Origin of the sequence: Anoxybacillus dikiliensis (assembly GCF_050613275.1) — a bacterium.
Lineage (GTDB): Bacteria > Bacillota > Bacilli > Bacillales > Anoxybacillaceae > Anoxybacillus.
The window spans coordinates 2115762-2134410 of the sequence record NZ_CP187112.1; the positions used below are offsets into that span (position 1 = coordinate 2115762).

At 41.2% G+C, this 18649-nt stretch carries 10 protein-coding genes and 4 pseudogenes; 2 read left to right on the plus strand and 12 right to left on the minus strand.

Annotated elements, in window-relative coordinates; genetic code table 11:
• Window positions 1–149: 149 nt before the first annotated feature.
• The 4 genes from ACPF7I_RS11160 to ACPF7I_RS11175 form a co-directional block, all read right to left on the minus strand.
• Window positions 150–440: a hypothetical protein gene (locus ACPF7I_RS11160; RefSeq protein WP_003397521.1), complete on the minus strand. Its 291-nt coding sequence runs from the start codon at window positions 438–440 to the stop codon at window positions 150–152.
• A gap of 68 nt (window positions 441–508) precedes the next feature.
• Window positions 509–889, minus strand: a complete 381-nt coding sequence (locus tag ACPF7I_RS11165) for a hypothetical protein (RefSeq protein ID WP_430746255.1) — start codon at window positions 887–889, stop codon at window positions 509–511.
• 177 nt (window positions 890–1066) lie between these two features.
• Window positions 1067–1228: a hypothetical protein gene (locus ACPF7I_RS11170; RefSeq protein WP_430746254.1), complete on the minus strand. Its 162-nt coding sequence runs from the start codon at window positions 1226–1228 to the stop codon at window positions 1067–1069.
• A gap of 162 nt (window positions 1229–1390) precedes the next feature.
• A complete protein-coding gene (locus ACPF7I_RS11175) occupies window positions 1391–1885 on the minus strand; it encodes an AAA family ATPase (RefSeq protein WP_431019321.1) in 495 nt (164 codons plus the stop codon).
• On the opposite strand from ACPF7I_RS11175, the pseudogene ACPF7I_RS11180 reads away from it, so the two are divergent.
• Window positions 1850–2047 (plus strand): annotated as a pseudogene (locus ACPF7I_RS11180) (IS701 family transposase); the annotation flags it as partial. The gene ACPF7I_RS11175 and the pseudogene ACPF7I_RS11180 sit on opposite strands and share 36 nt — an antisense overlap.
• Window positions 2048–2220: 173 nt before the next feature.
• Here the strand turns inward: ACPF7I_RS11180 and ACPF7I_RS11185 are convergent.
• From ACPF7I_RS11185 to ACPF7I_RS11220, 8 genes and pseudogenes are all read right to left on the minus strand, one after another.
• Complete coding sequence (locus ACPF7I_RS11185) at window positions 2221–2523, minus strand: hypothetical protein (protein WP_430746253.1); 303 nt, start codon at window positions 2521–2523, stop codon at window positions 2221–2223.
• Window positions 2524–2576: 53 nt separating this feature from the next.
• Window positions 2577–5456: a VWA domain-containing protein gene (locus ACPF7I_RS11190; protein WP_430746252.1), complete on the minus strand. Its 2880-nt coding sequence runs from the start codon at window positions 5454–5456 to the stop codon at window positions 2577–2579.
• Window positions 5457–5731: 275 nt separating this feature from the next.
• Window positions 5732–7082 (minus strand): annotated as a pseudogene (locus tag ACPF7I_RS11195) (ISLre2 family transposase).
• Window positions 7083–7373: 291 nt separating this feature from the next.
• Window positions 7374–8570: pseudogene (locus ACPF7I_RS11200) on the minus strand (phenylalanine--tRNA ligase subunit beta); the annotation flags it as partial.
• Between the two features lie 393 nt (window positions 8571–8963).
• Entirely contained in the window at window positions 8964–9695 is a 732-nt protein-coding gene (locus ACPF7I_RS11205) for an RHS repeat-associated core domain-containing protein (protein WP_430746251.1), read from the minus strand.
• A 750-nt stretch (window positions 9696–10445) separates the two neighbouring features.
• Window positions 10446–10715, minus strand: a pseudogene (locus tag ACPF7I_RS11210) (transposase); the annotation flags it as partial.
• A gap of 19 nt (window positions 10716–10734) precedes the next feature.
• Complete coding sequence (locus ACPF7I_RS11215) at window positions 10735–16056, minus strand: DNRLRE domain-containing protein (protein ID WP_430746250.1); 5322 nt, start codon at window positions 16054–16056, stop codon at window positions 10735–10737.
• A 17-nt stretch (window positions 16057–16073) separates the two neighbouring features.
• Entirely contained in the window at window positions 16074–16400 is a 327-nt protein-coding gene (locus tag ACPF7I_RS11220; protein WP_307895144.1) for a hypothetical protein, read from the minus strand.
• Window positions 16401–17129: 729 nt separating this feature from the next.
• On the opposite strand from ACPF7I_RS11220, the gene tnpC reads away from it, so the two are divergent.
• Complete coding sequence (gene tnpC, locus ACPF7I_RS11225) at window positions 17130–18578, plus strand: IS66 family transposase (protein ID WP_430746249.1); 1449 nt, start codon at window positions 17130–17132, stop codon at window positions 18576–18578.
• Window positions 18579–18649: the final 71 nt, after the last annotated feature.

Below are 18649 nucleotides of genomic sequence, written 5' to 3' on the forward strand. Positions count from 1 at the left end.
TCTAATGCTCAATAAATTATTCCTTTCATTTTAAAACATACATTAAGAGGGGCATGGGACTGTTCACACCCCATGCCTAGTAAATAATGAGCTTTTAAACAGTCTGACGCCATTACGTCGTCTTTATAATTTCTTTTGTTTAATAGACATTAGAGGGTAGCTAGCAAATCGGTAACAAAAAAGTAAAGAAAACAGACACCCATTATTATAATAATAAAACCAAATACCATATAAAAAATTTTACCGAACCATACTGGCATAAACGGCATCACATACCTAATGAACTCATCCAACCACCCGTTCCCCGCTACTACATAGCCTCCCTTACGCTGGTCTAAATCCCGTTCTTTTGAAGAATATTTTATCCCTTTATAAACATAATAACTTCCCCCTAATATTAACAACAAAATAATAAAAGACATGCCTATATAATAGTCCATATAGTCCTCCTATAAGGATTATTTTGACTGCTTTGCAATTTCATATACATACTGTGTTATGCCCCCGTTTACTTCCTTTTTGACATATATCGGGGCGTGACAGGCACGCTGCACACTTTGTCGTCCTTCGTTACTTTTGAAAGTTTAAAAATACCAACTAACAGACAAATCATACTTCCTGCCCATAATGCCCCTGATTCACCTAAAAGAAGGGAAATTTCTTCTGACGCCATCGGATGATTAATGTCAAAAGAAATTGCTTTTAATGCCAAATATACAGCAATAAAGAACGATACAAAATGTACGAAAATCCAGAAAAATGCTGCTCTTTGTGTGGTATTCCTTCTCCAAAGAAAAATTACTGTAATCATTGCAATGAGCATTATTGTGGAAAAACCACCAATTAACATGTTCATCACTTCTTCTTCCATAGGAAGATGCTGGTGCATGTGGAGAACACCTCACATAATGGATAAATGAACTCGTAGTGCTAGTTGAGAACTAGCACTACGAATATTATGCATTGTTCCCTCTCCCTTTAAAAATTCATTATACGGATTCAAGGTGCCGAAAAATCTTGATATTAAGAAAATGAACAAGAGAGCTAGGTGTACAACATATGCGTGTTATTTATCTTTTGCTATGAAAAACCCTGTCATCCCCACAGTAAAGCTTGGTGCCAAACTCCAAAGGAAAAATCCCCACCTGTTTGTCAATAAGGAAATGACTAAGAAAATCAACGGCACGAACAACATTACTCCTATGGCAATTTTCTGATATCTATTCATTCAGCTTCCTCCTTTCCCCTCCATGCCCTTATTGACCGTTCCTCCCCTTTGGAGAGTGTTGGTCAAGGGCGAATCCGATCCCATCATCCTTTTTAAATACCTTAAAAAGGAATGTAAAAAGGTCTTTTCATAGATTTTTTGACACTACCGAGCGAAAAAAGATTAGGCAATTTCGTTTCCTCCCGTCATTTCTAGAAATCTTTCTTCCAACGATTTCGCGAGCACATGAATGCCGTATACGTTGATTCCTTCCGCGACAAGCATAGCATTTAGCCGAGGAATATCTTTATAATCGAGCGTCACTTCCAATCCTTGTTCGACGAGGCGAACATCGAGATGCGGATCGTGCGCTTTCACCATTTGCGCCGCCTTCTCCTTCGGCTCGACGATAAACAGCACCTTCTCCGTTTGTTGCGACAGCTCTTGTACCGATTCGATCGTCACAAGCTTGCCATGCTGAATGATCGCAAAACGGTCGCACATCATCTCCATTTCTGATAGAAGATGGCTCGATACGACGACTGCCAATCTTTCCTCCCTTGCTAGCTTGCGCAAATAGTCGCGAATTTCACGAATGCCGGCCGGGTCCAGTCCGTTTGTTGGTTCATCCAAAATAAGAACAGACGGGCGGTGAAACGGTATTGGATCTTGGTACAACTTGCGTATGTGTACAGCATGTTCAAGTCGAACAGCAATGTTTCGGATGGGCTCGATCTCCTGCGCAAGCGAAAAGGACATTGCCTCGTGGAGTTCATTTACAGCGCAGCTAAACAAAATATTCCCATTGATGCCGTAAAAAAACAGATCCACGTTGCATAAGGGGTGCCCTGTTTGTTCCTTTTTCAATTGGTAATTATTGTTATAAAAAAATACTCAACTACAGTAAATGATATATTCGTTCTCTCTCCAAAAGCAACCATGGTTTACGCCACCGTCTAAAACAGTAATTTATTTTTTGATTTTTATCCAATACAATCAATTAGCCTTTTTCATCAATAAGTACTCAAACCATAAAAAAATGTAATCGCAGAAAGAAGAACAGTGATTACAATCGTGAAAAAGATGAAATACTTCCTGTTCTTTTCTTTGTTCTCTGCATTCCTTTTACTAACGAAATATGCCAAAGAATTGGGTATAAGAGTCATAATAAAACTGACAAGCAAAATATAAATAGTTCCTTTAGTATAATATTCAAACTTATCTTTTACATTGAGTGCCCCCATTAAGGCACCAAATACGGTTGCGAAATAAAGCGGAATTGCCGCAAGATTCGCTATAAAATATTTAAGAAACACAAATAACCTCCTATTTTAAGAACGGAGGGAGGATCCCCCCTCCAAGACTTTACTTAATTAATCGTTTTATAGAAATTGACTACAAAATGAGCAAACGTATTTTCCAACGCGGGATAAAACGGAAGTACATTTTTACCAATTCTATGCGCGAATGCTGTTACGGATATTTCAGATAGTGGATCACCTTCGATGCTGTAATTAAAGATGTCATTATCGTATTTGCTGCTAAATATATCATCCATTGGTACAGCTCCCGCTCCAAACATCAAGGCTCCTGAACTTGAAATAAAGAACGGCGCTGCATTAAATGTTTCTGCCTTCACAAAGTAATCGGGATTACTAAGAATTTGTTGTACACGCTTGGCTTCTGCCCTGCCCCAAAACCAATCTCCCCATATATCTTCGTGTAAGACGTTTTCAATCATTCGATAGGAAATCACTTCGGCAAGGAATCCGCCTAATGAATGACCTGTTACATACACGTGAGCATCTGGGTATTTTTCGATGATATCAATGGCAAAATCAGCAGCAAACGGAATCTGTTGATTTGTTCCTAATAGTCCTATACCTACTATATCAGCAACAAGGCCATCTGCCATGCCTTCCGGAATATTTTTTAATTCCGTACCACGATATCCAATAATAATGTCATCTCCCTTTTTTATTGCTACCGCCGCAAAGCCTAAGTCCCATCCGTTGCTATCTTCAGCATAGACGATTTTCCATCCTTTCAATTCCTTTCTCGGATTGGCCAATCCGTGATCGAACCTCTCATCCAAGCCGGAGGAACTAGAGACGGTATCAACGTAGCTGCCTACGTAATCTTCCAGATTGACATAGGTCAAATCTGATGCCATAAGCGTGTGACGAGTTCTAATATCAAAGTCAAGAGGTCTAGTGTCTTCTTTATCATTCAATCCATCACCATCTGTATCTTTTAATTCTGGATTTGAAGTAAAACCAAACGAACCCTTTTTTGTTACCTCGTCCTTAACCCAATATACTTCTTCGCCGTCTTTCAACCCATCGCCATCTGTATCCGAATTCATGTAATCCAATCCGTTCAACCACTCGCCATTGGATAAACGGATTCCATTAGTTTCGTAATAATCTGGGAGTCCATCGTCATCTGAGTCTTTTGCTAAGTCAATGGTGTCGCTTGCTGTATCATCAAAAACATTTTTCAGTTCAGAGGCTTGACTAACAAAATAGTATTTACCACCAGTTTCATTGGCGATTCGTTCAAGAAGGGCTTCTTGAACTCCGTGACCTAATCCAATGGTATACACAGTAATATTGTTTTGTTTCGCAGTTGTTAGAGCTGATTCGTCCCAATACCCGTCTCCATCTGTCAAGAAAATAATAAATCGTTTATGAGTAGTGTTTCTGTTTTTTACCAACTCATTTACAGCTTGGTTTAATCCTTGGTAAAGGTCTGTCCCTCCACTGGAGTCTATGGTATCAATTGCATATTTAACAGCTTGTTTATCCGTTGTTAAACTAACGATTGTTCTTGCATAACTATCGAAATCCACCACAGCAGAACGGTCTTCTTGACGTAATCTATCAACAAATTCTTTTGAAGCTTGAAGACGTAAATCATCCGGGTCATTCCAACTCATACTTCCTGATGAGTCAATGGAAAAAACTACGTCGATGTACTGAGTATTTCCGTTCTCACCCAAAATGGGTTCTTTTAACTCTTTTTCCCAAGCCTCATCCCATTTTACACCGTTTAACAGTAAATATGTGCTAAAATGAGTTACGTTGGCTTCTACTGTATGATTTTGAGCGTCGTGAACTTGATTGGGGACTTTCTCCAGTCGTTTTGCAGACTCGTTGTAATAATAGATTTCTGGTCGAAAATTTCCTGTTGCTAATGCAGGATTATATTTGAATACCATTTTAGCACTAGTGAAATTAACGTTCGTTTTAAACTCGAATGGTGCACCTAAATACCCAGGTATATTCTTAGATAGAAAAGGAGTCAAATCTTCCACATTGGTAATTTTAGTTAAAAATACTTCTGAAGCATTGGATGAAATTGTAACCGAAGGCTCTATGTTTGGGTCTTGTTCTTCTTTTGTAACCTTTGTTGTATACTGCACATTTTCTTCTCCGTCAAAGATACCGTCTCCATCGGTATCTGGTTTCTTAACGTCAAAACCTAACTCCAACTCGTTGCCGTCAAGCACTTTATCGTTGTCGGAATCAGGATTTAGAGGGTCAGTTCCTTTTTCTAACTCCAAACTGTCATTCCATCCGTCTACATCAGTATCTTCCTTTTTAGGACTTGTTCCAATTTGATATTCCTTTATATTACTGAGTCCATCTTTATCAGTGTCCTCGTTATCATCCCTAATTCCATCATTATCTGAATCAAGTTTCAAAGGAGCTGTTTCCGTAATGTATACCTCGTATCCATCAGGTAGTCCATCTTTGTCAGAATCTTTGTCCAAAGGATTAGTACCATTTTTTAATTCCATGATATCTACTATTCTATCACCATCAGTATCGACGTCGTAATTTAAGTCAACAATATTTGAAAGTTCAATTTCTCGATTTCCATGGATATAATTGAGTTTATAATAATACTTTTTTCCGAATTGGAAAGTATTATCTGTAAATGTAGTGTCCTTCTTGCTATCAATTGTAGTGAGCAATTGAAAATGTTTATCGTCACCTTCGCTACGATAAAGCTTATAATCTTTCGCGTATGTTACCTTGTCCCAATTTAATTTCCATGAAAATTTTTTATTGGTAGAGTCGTATTTCCATTCTCCTGTGAGTACAGGTTTTGCATAATCCTTCCCAATGTCTTGATTTCGAGTTTCGGTTACATTCGAATTAGCAGAAGCTACTAGGATACTCGCCGATTGTGCGACTAACAGTGCTAAAGACATGAAAATCAATCTCATCTTTGTTCGTTTCAAAGAACTCCCTCCCTCATTCTTCTCTTTTACATTTTTTCAATGTTCGGCGGACAATAATTCCTAAAAAAATCCTTAAATGTAATGATTTTTAACAATATTATTTAATCATGTTCTACAGCAAAAAGCAATCAGAATTTTCTTATAGTTTTAGTCAAGAGTTTGTGGGAGATTTTTTTCTCAACCGATTTTATTGGTTATATATGGTTTTATGAACTTGTTTGATGTAAGCGCTTTTATCCACTCTCATCCTGTAGGTATGTGCCTATATCTTGTTTTTAAAAACCTTTCGATGCTTGTAATGCCTCGTAAATCGGCGTTCCTGAAGACTGACGGAAATACGGAATGTTGTCTCGAATCACTTCTTTCATTCGAGATGAGACGCGTTTCATTGCCTTTTTCACGATTGCTTCTCGTTTCGTTTCTTCTCGTTCTTCCACATGACACATCACTCCACGGTGCGTACGAATCGGTAACGTATCTTTGATGGCGATCATGGCTCGTAACATCGCATCAATTTCTACGTCTCTCCAACTTCGACCGTTTTTGCTTCGCTTCGCAAACACATGCATCGTCCCTTCCGCACTTCTCATCGCTCTCATGTTCGTTGTATCGATCCCTTTTTCCTGCAGCCATATACGATAGTCACTCAAACATCCAGGCAGCTCTTCGATCCGACGAACAAGCGCCTGTAATTGTCGTTCTTTTTCTTCATCTCCCATTGTTCCCACGGCACTTGTCAGTTCTCTTAATACCCCTTCTTCATCTTGTGAAGCCAGTGCCTTCCGTATCGCTCGGTACCTCGGATGATTACGAAACCATTGTCGGATGTCCCTTGCCACGTGGAATCGGTCCAACTGAAAATATCCCCTCTTCCCAAAATAATCACGACAAGCCGTGATCCATGGCGCACCATCTCCATTGATGACGACCCAATCTTCTAGTGGATCATACCCATATTCTTTTACTAAGAAGCTCTCGACGGCTTCCCAAATCGGCTCATTCGTCTGATGAACATAATATCTTCGGTTCACCAAAGAAACTCGTTTGCCGTTTCTCTCCCATCCTTGGTGAATCGTCACGATTTTCTCTTCTTTTCCTTTCATGCGGCTTCGTTGCCGTTTGATGTATAGTCCATCTACCTCAATGAAAAATACCCGACCTTTTTTCTCCATCTCGCGGTGTCCATCGACTTCTGCCTCGACAATCAACTGGCGAATCGTTTCGTGGCTCATGCACGCATATCCCACTAGTTTTTTCTAAGGACTGGGCAGCTTGTCGATGCGATGAGCCTGTCACTGCCAGATGAATCACTGTTTCTTCTAACAACGGACTGACTCCATGTGCCCCCTCAAACTGAAGAAAGGCATCCAATAAACAGACATACTTCTGTTTTTCCCGATCGACGTAATAGTTCCGCTTGACTTCCAATTCTCCAAACATTGTCTGCGTCCGTATCATCCGTTTATCTTTGAGCGCGTATCGTTTTTTATCTCGTTTTTCCGCCAATGTGTGGTCGATATCCTCCAACAACTGTTGAAGCAGTTGACCATATTCTTTTTGCATATGCCGAAACAAAGATTGTTCAATGTCTTTCAATGTGACTCCATTCGTGATATAATCCTGCATGGGCTCTACTCCTTTCTTTGGTTGTTTTTTTTCGCACTTACTACCTTACAGGAGGAGAGCCCATTTTTTATCTATTTTACTTACGTATGTGACAGGTTCCTGTTTTGTATAAATCAGGAACCTGTCTTCTTTTCTCCCACAAACATTTTACTCATACCTGATGTCGAACCCCGCCATTTTTGACGGTTCGCCCGCCAATTTTGGCGGACTAGACAAAAAAACGCCCCCACCGATCCGCCAAGGACATAAAAACCCCCATCCAATGCTTATGCATCAGATGGGGGATTCGTTTTATCCGCGCAATGTGGCGCCGAATTGTTGTTCGACCGCTTTGATGACTTGTTCGTGAACGTTTGTTACTTCTTCGTCCGTCAATGTCCGCTCTGGGTCGTAGTAACGGAGCGAGAAGGCGATCGATTTTTTGCCTTCTGGAAGTCGGTCTCCTTTGTAAACGTCGAAAATCGATACGTCTTTCAACAGTTCACCGCCTGCTTCAATAATTGCTCGCTCGAGGTCACCTGCTACAATATGCTCGTCAACGACAAGAGCGATGTCGCGCGTAATGGACGGGAAGCGTGGAATCGCCGTATAGCGAATGTCGGCTACTTCCGCTTTTAATAACGCTTCAAGATCTAGCTCAAATACATATGTTTCTTTTAAATCAAATTGTTTTTGCACGTTCGGATGAAGCTGACCGACAAAGCCGACCATTTTTCCATCAAGTAAAATATCGGCTGTACGTCCTGGGTGAAGATGCTCGCACTTCGCCTGCTTATATTCGATACGGTTCTCTAATCCTAGCAACGCAAACAAGCCATCTACAATGCCTTTTGCGACATAAAAATCAACTGCTTTTTTCTCCCCTTGCCATAAATGGGCGTGCCATACACCTGTCAAAACGCCTGTGAGACGTTCTTTTTCGTTCGGCAGTTCATGTTCGCCGTTAGCTAAATATACCGAGCCGATTTCATATAGCGCGACGTTTTCGACTTGGCGAGCGCGGTTATAGCTTGCTGCTTCCAATAAGTGCGGCACTAAGCTTTGTCGTAAGACGCTGCGCTCTTCGCTCATCGGCAATGCTAAGCGAATTGGTGTAGCTGTTTCAAGCGCAAACATCGTCGCTTTTGCTTCGTTTGTGAGCGAGTACGTAATCGCTTGGAATAATCCCGCATCTTCTAAATAACGGCGCACGTGGCGACGCTTTGCTTGATATGGTGTGAGTTTCCCTGGCTTTGCCTCCCCGATCGGCAATGTTGCTGGTAAATGGTCGTATCCGTATAAACGCGCTACTTCTTCGATGATGTCTTCTTCAATTGTAATATCTGCACGACGTGACGGAATAGTAATCATAAACGTGCCGTCATGTTCCGTAAATGTAAATTGCAAGTTCGTCAAAATGCCTGCGACTTCTTCTTTCGTAATTGATGTGCCAAGCACGCGATTGATACGATCTAACGTAATCGTAACGACGACTTCTTTTTTTGTCAGTATCGGGGCGTGACAGGCACGCTGCACAATTCTAACCAAGGAATCGAGTCCATGTCGCCTTTTTGGTTTGGCTGTAAATTTATGTTAGCTAATTTGCTCACCTACAGTAGAGAAAAAAAGAATGCTGACAAAAATATTAAACCGATCGAAAATATGACTAATATTCCTTTTATAATGTTTACTGGCAACATTCTTAGGATTATATTTAAAAAATACATTATAACAACTTTATTAAAAGATTCTGGAGTGGGATCATTTATATATTCGTTCTGTTTATGAATCTCGTTATTTAAGTGCTTTATTGTCCAATAAAGAAGAGCTATCCCCGATAACAGCACCATACTTGCCGCAAATAAGATAAACATAACAACTCCTTTATATAATTAAAGTATTTTACTTTAATTTCTTTAAAAAACCTAGATATCCTTTAGCCTTATTCCAAATAGCGTTAACTAGTCCAGACCATGTGATAGGGTCTCCCCCTGCTGCTTGCAATAATATATATTCTTTTGCCGCATATGTGACATCCCAGGCAAACTGACCTGCTTTAGCTATTTGAGACTTGGTCATATAACTAGTTATTCCTCTACCATATATACCTATTAATCCCCCCGTAACAAATAAATTACCGAATTTTTTCCAATTAAATTTATTTATCCACGCACTCCGATTAAATTTATATTTTTTATAAAAGTCCCAAACCATTTGCCAAGTTGCATTTGCACCCCCGCTTAGAAATGACAATACGATCCATGCATAGTTTCCATTTGGATCCACATACATTACCGGGTTATTTTTCGTATACGCATACTGATTCAAACTTTGCGGCTCATTTTCAAACCCATGGAACGTATCTCTTGTAATAAACCGTCCCATATTCGCATCATAATACCGCGCCATTAGGTAGTATAGCCCGGTTTCCCCATCGTAATAATACCCGGCATAACGGTATGGGTTCGCCGATGCCAGCGCACCGGTTTTGGACAGAATGTTACCCCATGCGTCATACTCGTATTGGGCGACGACATTTCCGCTTGCGTCCGTCAATGCGACGACATCTCCATGACCGTTCACATGATAGTAGTAAGTGGCTCCGGCTTTCGTCATCGTGACCGGGCGGCCCAATGCGTCCCACGTATATTCCGCTGTGATGTTGTTGTTGGCGTCTGTTTCATCCGATAAACTAAGTAATACGTATCATTCCCTAAAAACAGATCCATGATGCCAATACTAGCATCATGGATACTCATTACTTAGAGAAATGGACGAGCCATTCCATATATTCCAACTACAACACATAATAATCCGCCAACAAAATACAAAATTTTAATAAGCCAAAAATTAAAAGATATAGGCAATGGGGTTATATATTTAAGACGACTAAAAGTTTTGCTATGAAAAAATCTTTGTCGTGTTGTGTAAAAAAACATCCAAATCCCAAAAATTCCAACTGAAAAATTAAATATAGACCAGTAAAAATCCTCCTCCATTAAATTCTACTCCCTCTATAAATGTTGATATATCAACGGTTGTAGCCGTTTCAGGGGTGTCAAAAAAATATTTTTCGACAAAGTTTCTAACATTATTTCTTAAATATGTGTATATCTTACATTGACTGGGTACGCTTCGCGGCCACTACTGGTTAAATTTGGTTGTAGTGGGGGAAGCGTATGTGATGCACCTTGGATCTCTGCATCGCTGATGATGACGAACCCTCCCATGTCTCTTGGCATCCTTGTGCCTACATTCCTTCGTTCGGTCTAGTCATCAGGCAGAGGCCGGCTAAGCTCCTTTAGGGACTCAAGGTCGAATGGATGATATCGCGCCAGCTTCTCCGTGTCATCCTTGTTGTCTAGAGAATCGAGACTATAGGCATCAAGCAGCCGTTTCGAGGCCAAAGATGTCCTGCATCATTCGCTTCACGTCAAACGCCTGTCGTTTCGTACACACCGCATGCAGTACCTTCAGTAATTTTCCGCATAACACTACAATGGATTGCTTCTTCCGCAACGGATTATCGGGCCGTGTCGTGTAATATTCATGTAACTGTCGAAACGCTTCGTTGTGGCGGATCATCGGCATCATCACGCGGAAGAGGAGGGCGCGCAACCGCCTTCTTCCACGCTTCGAGACCCGTTTTTTCCCTCCTTTATTTCATTATATTTTATAACCATTTTTTATATTTTTCATATATTTTTTTTACATAAGGCTTAGCAGTTGCCCATAAAATTCCTACATTGTTATTAAACATTGATAAAATTTGATTCTCGGTGAAAGAGCCGGCACTAAAATCCCCAAAATTAGAGACCAAATAAGCAGCTGGTGCTAAATGTCCTGCTAGAAACTTCTCTGCAACTTTGCTGAGTTGTCCCGCTTTTGCGAGTTTTGAAACTATTCCTCCTCCTATAGCACCAGTAGCAGCACCTTTAAGAAGCTCTACTGCAAACTTTTTCCCACTAAAATGTTTAAAAGCATTTCTAGTTCCATATTTTGCAACAAGCTCTGCAACATAACCTACTGCATTAATAAAAGCACCGACCAATGCCTCTGCTACGATTATAGGAATGTGCCCACTCGGATCCACATACATTACCGGGTTATTTTTCGTATACGCATACTGATTCAAACTTTGCGGCTCATTTTCAAACCCATGGAACGTATCTCTTGTAATAAACCGTCCCATATTCGCATCATAATACCGCGCCATTAGGTAGTATAGCCCGGTTTCCTCATCGTAATAATACCCGGCATAACGGTATGGGTTCGCTGTTGCCATCGCACCGGTTTTGGACAGAATGTTACCCCATGCGTCATACTCGTATTGGGCGACGACATTTCCGCTTGCGTCCGTCAATGCGACGACATCTCCATGACCGTTCAAATGATAGTAGTAAGTGGCTCCGCCTTTCGTCATCGTGACCGGGCGGCCCAATGCGTCCCACGTATATTCCGCTGTGATGTTGTTGTTGGCGTCTGTTTCATACAACAGACGAATCGAGTCGCCATCGTAGTGATAGTAAGTCGTACCGCTTGATGTTGTTTTGCTGATGCGTCTTCCTTGATGGTCATACGTATAGGTTGCGATCGTAGTGCCCGATGCGTTTTTTACTTGAATGAGACGGTTTTCGTCATCATACACAAACGTTTTGTTGCCGTTGTTCGTTAAATTCCCGTTCACATCATATGTGTATGCCTGTCCGTTAACGGCTGTTAGTTGGTCGGCGGCGTCATACGTGTACGTAGTCGTTGTAGTTGTTCCATTGTTGACGATTTTCTTCGTCCGGTTGCCAACCGCGTCGTATTCGTACGTAATCGCTGTTCCATCCGCTAGTGTTTCCTTTGTCAGCTGATTCAATGCATCATACTCATACGTCATCGTTCCATCTTTTGTTTCTACAGCTGTAATATTGCCATTCGCATCGTAACTGTAGAGGAAGTAGTTTAAAACATTTCCGTTGGCATCGAAATTTTTCAATGATTTTAGCTGATTGGCATCGTTATATTCATAAGCGGTATAAGTTCCATTGGCATGGATGATGGCCGAAATATTTCCGCGCTCATCGTACGTAAATCTCGCTAAATTCGCGCTGTTTCTTGACAAGACGACTAACTGGTCCAATGGATTATAGCTGTATCCAATCGTATCAGTCGTTGTACCAGCCGTAATGGATGTCGATGTAACATTTCCATTATCGTCATAACCGTAGGCAATGGCGTTCGATGATCCTTTGCTGATGCGAGTCAGACGGTTGTTTTTATCGTATGTGTACGTGGTTGCATTTCCATTGGCATCCGTCACCGATGTCACGTTGCCATTGGCATCGTAATTGAACGTCCATTTTGTTGTCCCGTTGTAAGCAACGGCAATGAGTCGGTTCAGCGCGTTGTAGCTATAGGATACGCGATCCCCGTTTGCATACGTAACCCCTGTAATATTCCCGTTTTTATCATAAGCAAACGATGTCGTTTGATTTAACGGGTTCTTGAAACTAGAGATTTGGTTCCATTCATTATACGTATAGTTAGTTGTATAATTCTTTGCATTAGTGACCGATGTTCGATTGCCCGCGCCGTCGTAACCATAGGTAGTCACATTTCCGTTTGGGTCGGTGACTTTGGTTAATTGGTTATTGTTGTTATATTCGTAAGAAGTCGTTTTTCCTTTTCCATCTGTGACGCTCGTTTGGTTTCCGATAGCATCGTATGTGTACGAAACCATATTTCCTGCCGGATCGGTGACTTTGGTGACGTAGTTTTTCTTTGCATCATACGTGTACGACGTCAGAGAAGCTCCTACTTCTAGACGCATTGCATCAAACCATGCTGTGCCCGTTTGATTATAATAGTAATAATACACGTCAATGTAATCGAAGGCCTGTTTCGGTTTTACTTCCGCGGCAACATGTTGCCAGTCGGTCTTCGCCTTATCAAAGTCGTTTGCATAACCCCAATCGGTTGTACCATTCGTATAGTGGATTGCTACTTGCAAGCTATAGTAACCGCCGTTTGGATTGGCTCCTTCTTGTTTGGACCATCCAGACAACGTAAGTTTAGTGTTGCTGTCGCCAGAAATATTAATCCGTTGTTTAATATGCTTATTTTTCCCAGACTCTCCTGTGATTTTAAATGACTTGCTTCCAACATATATATTCGCAACTGTTGTATCTAGTCCATCATTTGTTGATAAATTGCCGCTTGTCGTCCAATTGTCAGGAATTCCATCACTATTCATATCTCGCTCGAAGCTGGAATTATCAACAAGATTATAGGCGCTGACAACCGTTCCTTTCTCTAATTGAATACCGTCAAAATAAGCAGTTCCCGAACCGGCATTTAAGCCAACCGATACCCGAATAGATTTGGTGCCAGTTGGTGCGTTATCCGCGACGACATGAAGCCGAGTCCAATCGTTCGTTCCTGCCAACCCATAAGAAATTTTTTGATTTAACCAGTTTCCTTGCGCATCAAAATATTCAACTTTAATAAGAGCTCTGGCAGACATGGACGATGTTTTTACATAACCGCTTGCCACATAAACTCCACCATCATACGGCTGCTTATCAGAACTGACAATCGCCCATCCGGTCGAATTCGAAATGCTGATCGCTTTATTCCCAAATTTGCTTGTTGTCGTCCAACTGAATGTAGCGATTTTCCCTGATTCTACGGCCTTTGTCCAGTTGTCTGGCCAATTATCCGCATTATGATCGAATTCGAAGCTAGAGTTACTTACCAAGTTATCAGCTGTAGACATTGGATACGTCGAATACTGCAAATTTCCCAGATTATCGTATCGCTGTGAAACTGATTGTGTATAAGGATCGATCGCTTCGGTTTGATTGTTATTTTGATCATAATCAAATGTGCTGACGTTGCTGTTGAAATCCTGCTCTTTGATAAGATTATTTTGCAAATCATACGTATATTGTGCCGACTGATTTTCTGGCAATTGAACGCTGACAATATTTCCTTTTTCGTCATATTGATAAATGAACGCTGCGGTTCCATTCGCCTTATTTTCATTTGGTTCCACTACTCGGATTAAATTATTGTTATTATCATAATCGAATGTTGTCACAGCCTTGTTTTGAGCATCTAAAGGATTTTCTGTGATTTGAATAATATTGCCGTTAGCGTTGTACGTATAATCTACCCGTCTCCCTTCGCCATCTGTGACCGACGTAACACCATTGGTTTTGTCATATGAATAATTTGTGGTACTATTTGTAAGTGCGCCGTTAATCGTAATAGGGCGTTCAATGCTTGTTACGCGGTCGAGTGTATCATAACCAATTGTCGTCGTAATATTTCGGGCATTTTTAATACTTGTTAGATTATGATCCGAATCATACGTAAAAATGGTCGCGTTTCCTTGAGCATCCGTAACTTTCGTTAGGTTGCCGGAAGCATCATACTCATAAGAGATGGTTCTGTTTGCTGGGTCGGTGATACTCGATACATATCCGTTTGTTCCATAGGCAATCGTCGTCGTTCTTGCTGATGCATCTGTAATTGAAGCTAATTTTCCGTTTGCATTATAATTCAATGTAGTCGTGTTCCCATTTGTATCGACCATGCGAGAAAGTTTGCCATTTGTATTGAAATAAAGTTTCGTACCATCGGTTTTGGTTATTGTATAAGTGCCGTCCCCATTTTTGATTAGATCGAGATAGACACCACCAGCAGCTTCGTATCCCCCGCCAACTTTTTCACAAAAAATATGACGAGTATTATCTCCATCAACAAACGTAACTGGTCCACTGCCTGCATCCCAAATATTCATTTCGAGATTAGACATCCATCCATAACCAAACATCCCATTCGATCCGGACTTTCGGCTATTGTATGTTCTCGTAAATTCAACATCTTCGCCTAGACCAGAAATAGCAAGATCCGTTGTTTGTAAAACAAGGTTTCCGTTTGCTGGATTCACCCCATCTTTAGTGGTCGTCCAGAAAGATTCTTGGCCGATTGGCTCTACCCAATAATTAATCGTAATGCGCGGCGTATTAACACTATTGTTTACCGTATTAAATGTGCGATATGGAGAAGACGATTCGTTCTGCTGTTTCAGCATCAAGCCGTAGTTCGGCTGAATACCATTGTACCAGTCCTTGACCAACTGAGTGATATCCCAGCTCCAGTACGTATTGGCCGTATTGTTTGTTGTCGTTGATTCTTTTGTGCTTCGAATAGAAGGCTGATTATTCCAGGTAACAGAAGAAGACCAATTGCTTGTAATTCGATGTAAATCAATAGATACTTGTTGACCATCGGCATTTGTTTGATAGGCATTAAATGTAGCGCTGGAAATGACACTATCACTCGGAAGACTCGGAAGGTAAAATCTCACTAAAGCACGAGTCGTTCCGAAATAACTGTTGTAACCTGTATGCATGTATGTGTTGCTCGAATAGACAGAATCAGGAAAATTATAGGCAATAAAATTATCCCGCAAAACATCCCATTCATTGATCGTAGGGTCAATCGTTACCGGATATATGGTGTCTGGATCTTGTAAAAAGCTCTCATCTACTATCACATCAATATAAGTTTTGCCGCTATTTTGACGTAAATGAAAGGCAACTTGATCAGAATACTTGTGGTTCGCATCGAACATATATGGCTTTTCTAAGTACCACTTAGGGTTCCCTTTTGAGTCTTCAAAGACGATCGTTCCGTCTTTTTTAGCAACAGCCTTTACCCCTTTTAGTTTCATCTCAAAAGTAAAAGCATTGCTGGAAGGTTTATTGTTAAGAATAATATCCTCTTTGACCGCATTGCCTTGAAGGCGATATCGCACATCGGTTTGTTCAAATAACCCTTTATAAATGATTTCATTATTTTTCGCAACACCTTGCACATTTTTCGCATTTATTGGGATAAACGAAAGGATTCTATCATTTTCTTTGATCGAAACAAGTTCAGGTTGACTCGATTGTTTTGCGAATGTTACTTTGAAGGCGTTAGCCGTATTCTCAAACATATCGGCCCCGTTGGGTTTTAGATCGTTATTAATTTTTTCCATTTCTTATCAAGAGGATCTTGATAAAATTGGGGTTGCAGGTATATCTCTTCAGTAAAGCTTCCATCCGGATTCAAGTATCTTGTCGAATACTTTGTCCGTCTGCTCTCGAGCTCTAATTTTGATTTTGGCCGTTTCGTGGGAAGATCACCAATGTTAGCTTCAATATTTCGGCTTTTTTGCACTACGCGTTCCGATTTCCCAAGAGCAGCTTGTGCAAATGGGGGGACGACAATACTAAAAATTAAACAACATGAGAGAATCATAGCCACATAGCGATAGTTAAATATCGACTTTCCTTCCACCTTATTCCCTTCCTCTCAGGATATGTTAATCATCCGGATGTCAATAAGATTATAGCAACGAAATACAAAGATACGCAATGATCCAAATAATGTAAATTATCAATCGTTTAAGATGACTATAAAAACCCGCCCGCACTCTCATTCGTTTGCTATTGCCAAAAGTTTATCCATCACGATTTTCCTCTGAGTTTTAACGTCTGGAAAAAAGCTTGTCACCTCTGTTTTTCGGCCATCATGAAATAACTACATACTCAACAGCCCAAACATTGTGATGAACAAGGGGGAAGAGATGATGAGAATATCTGATTTTCTTAAAAGATATCATTTGCATGGGAGTTTAATTAAGGGTCTTCACCATTTTCTGTGATTTCTACTCAATCCTAGAAACATGTTAGCTGGATGAAATAGGTTCATCAGTCAGGATCCTTCTTCCGCATACAGACCACGAAGTTGGTAGAATGGAAACAGTCAAGTGCTTTCCTTGACGGGTTCCATTCTACCAACTATCATACCGATAGCGGAAGAAGGGAGCGCTTAAGCAGCCTGACTACCTGTAGTGTTCCCTGTACACTCCAGAAATACACGCAAACGAAACCGTTCTAGATTTCGATAGCCATGTGCCCGGCGTTTGATGTTTTGTAACTATTCAGCCACATCATAAAGTGAGCTGAATATTTTCTTCTTTCCTTGTCTATGATGTGAATATTGATAGACAAGGAGGTGAATCGCATGTTGACGGTACAACAAGCTGTATTTACAGTTGAGAGCTTAATCGGCAAAGTTCAACAACAAAAACAGCTCATTCATCAACTCGTTCAAGAAAATGAACATTTGCGTCACGAAAACAAACAGCTACGCAAAGAAAATGAACAACTGAAGTACCGTGTTCAAGAGCTGGAAGCACGCACGAAAAAAAACAGCTCCAATAGCCATTTGCCCCCATCTTCTGACCGTTTTGCCAACACACGTTCTTCTCGTCAACCATCTGGCAACAAGCCAGGCGGACAAGAAGGACATCAAGGAACGACGCTCCGTCAAGTGGAACATCCACATCATCGTGTCGTCCACCGTGTGCATACGTGTCAAGGATGTGGGGCTTCTTTGCGTGAAGTCAAACCGTTCAAAGTCGATATCCGTCAAGTGTTTGATGTCCCTCCTGTGCCGATCGAGGTGACACAACATGAACGTGAAGTGAAATCCTGTCCACATTGCCGATGTGTTCAACAAGCGGAGTTTCCACCACATGTCACGAATCATGTGCAATACGGTCCACGTCTCACGGCGCTCGTTGTTTATTTGCATCATATCCAATTGATCCCTTACAAGCGTTTAAGTGATACAATCGAAGCGTTATATCAACACTCGATTAGTACGGGAACTCTTGCCAATATGGTGAAACGAGGACGCGAAGCGCTAGAATCGAATATGGACATCATCGAAGACGCCTTACTTGAATCCAACATCTTGCATGTCGATGAAACGAGTTTGCGCATCAATGGGAAACTCGCATGGGTGCATGTCGCGTGTACATCAAGATATACATACTTGGCTCCTCACGCTTCTCGTGGAAAAAAAGCGACCGATGACATCGGGATTCTTCCCCGATATGAAGGGACGATGATGCACGATGGGTTCGGTACGTATCCGAAATACACGAAAGCCACACATGCTCTTTGCCATGCCCATCATTTACGTGAGCTAAAAGGCTTCACCGAACAAGGGCATACGTGGGCGATGCGCATGACCACGTTTCTGTTAGCCGCCAAACAGGCAGTCGAAGCGCATCACGGTGCACTTTCCGAAGAAGAAGCGAGACGGTGGGAACGAGTGTATGATCGCATCCTAGAAAGAGCACAACACCGATCGGAAGCGAAGACGCCTCTTCCGAAAAAAGCACTCGCTTTTGTTCGACGGCTTCAAAAACGAAAGGAAGAAGCACTGCGTTTCTTACGTGAAGTACATGTTCCCTTTGATAACAACCAAGCCGAACGCGATCTTCGCATGGTCAAAGTCAAAGAGAACATTTCGGGTACGTTTCGCGAAGAAACATTCGCCCAGTCTTTTTGCATCACAAGAAGCATCATTTCCACACTGACGAAACACGAAAAAAACGTGTGGGACTCGTTATGTCTTCTGTTGACGGGCGAAACGCTCGATCGTATTCTTTCTACCACTTAGGGCACTTTCTATCACAGGGATGCCCTATTTGTGTTGCGCTTCTTTACATACTACTATCGGGATGAATAGTT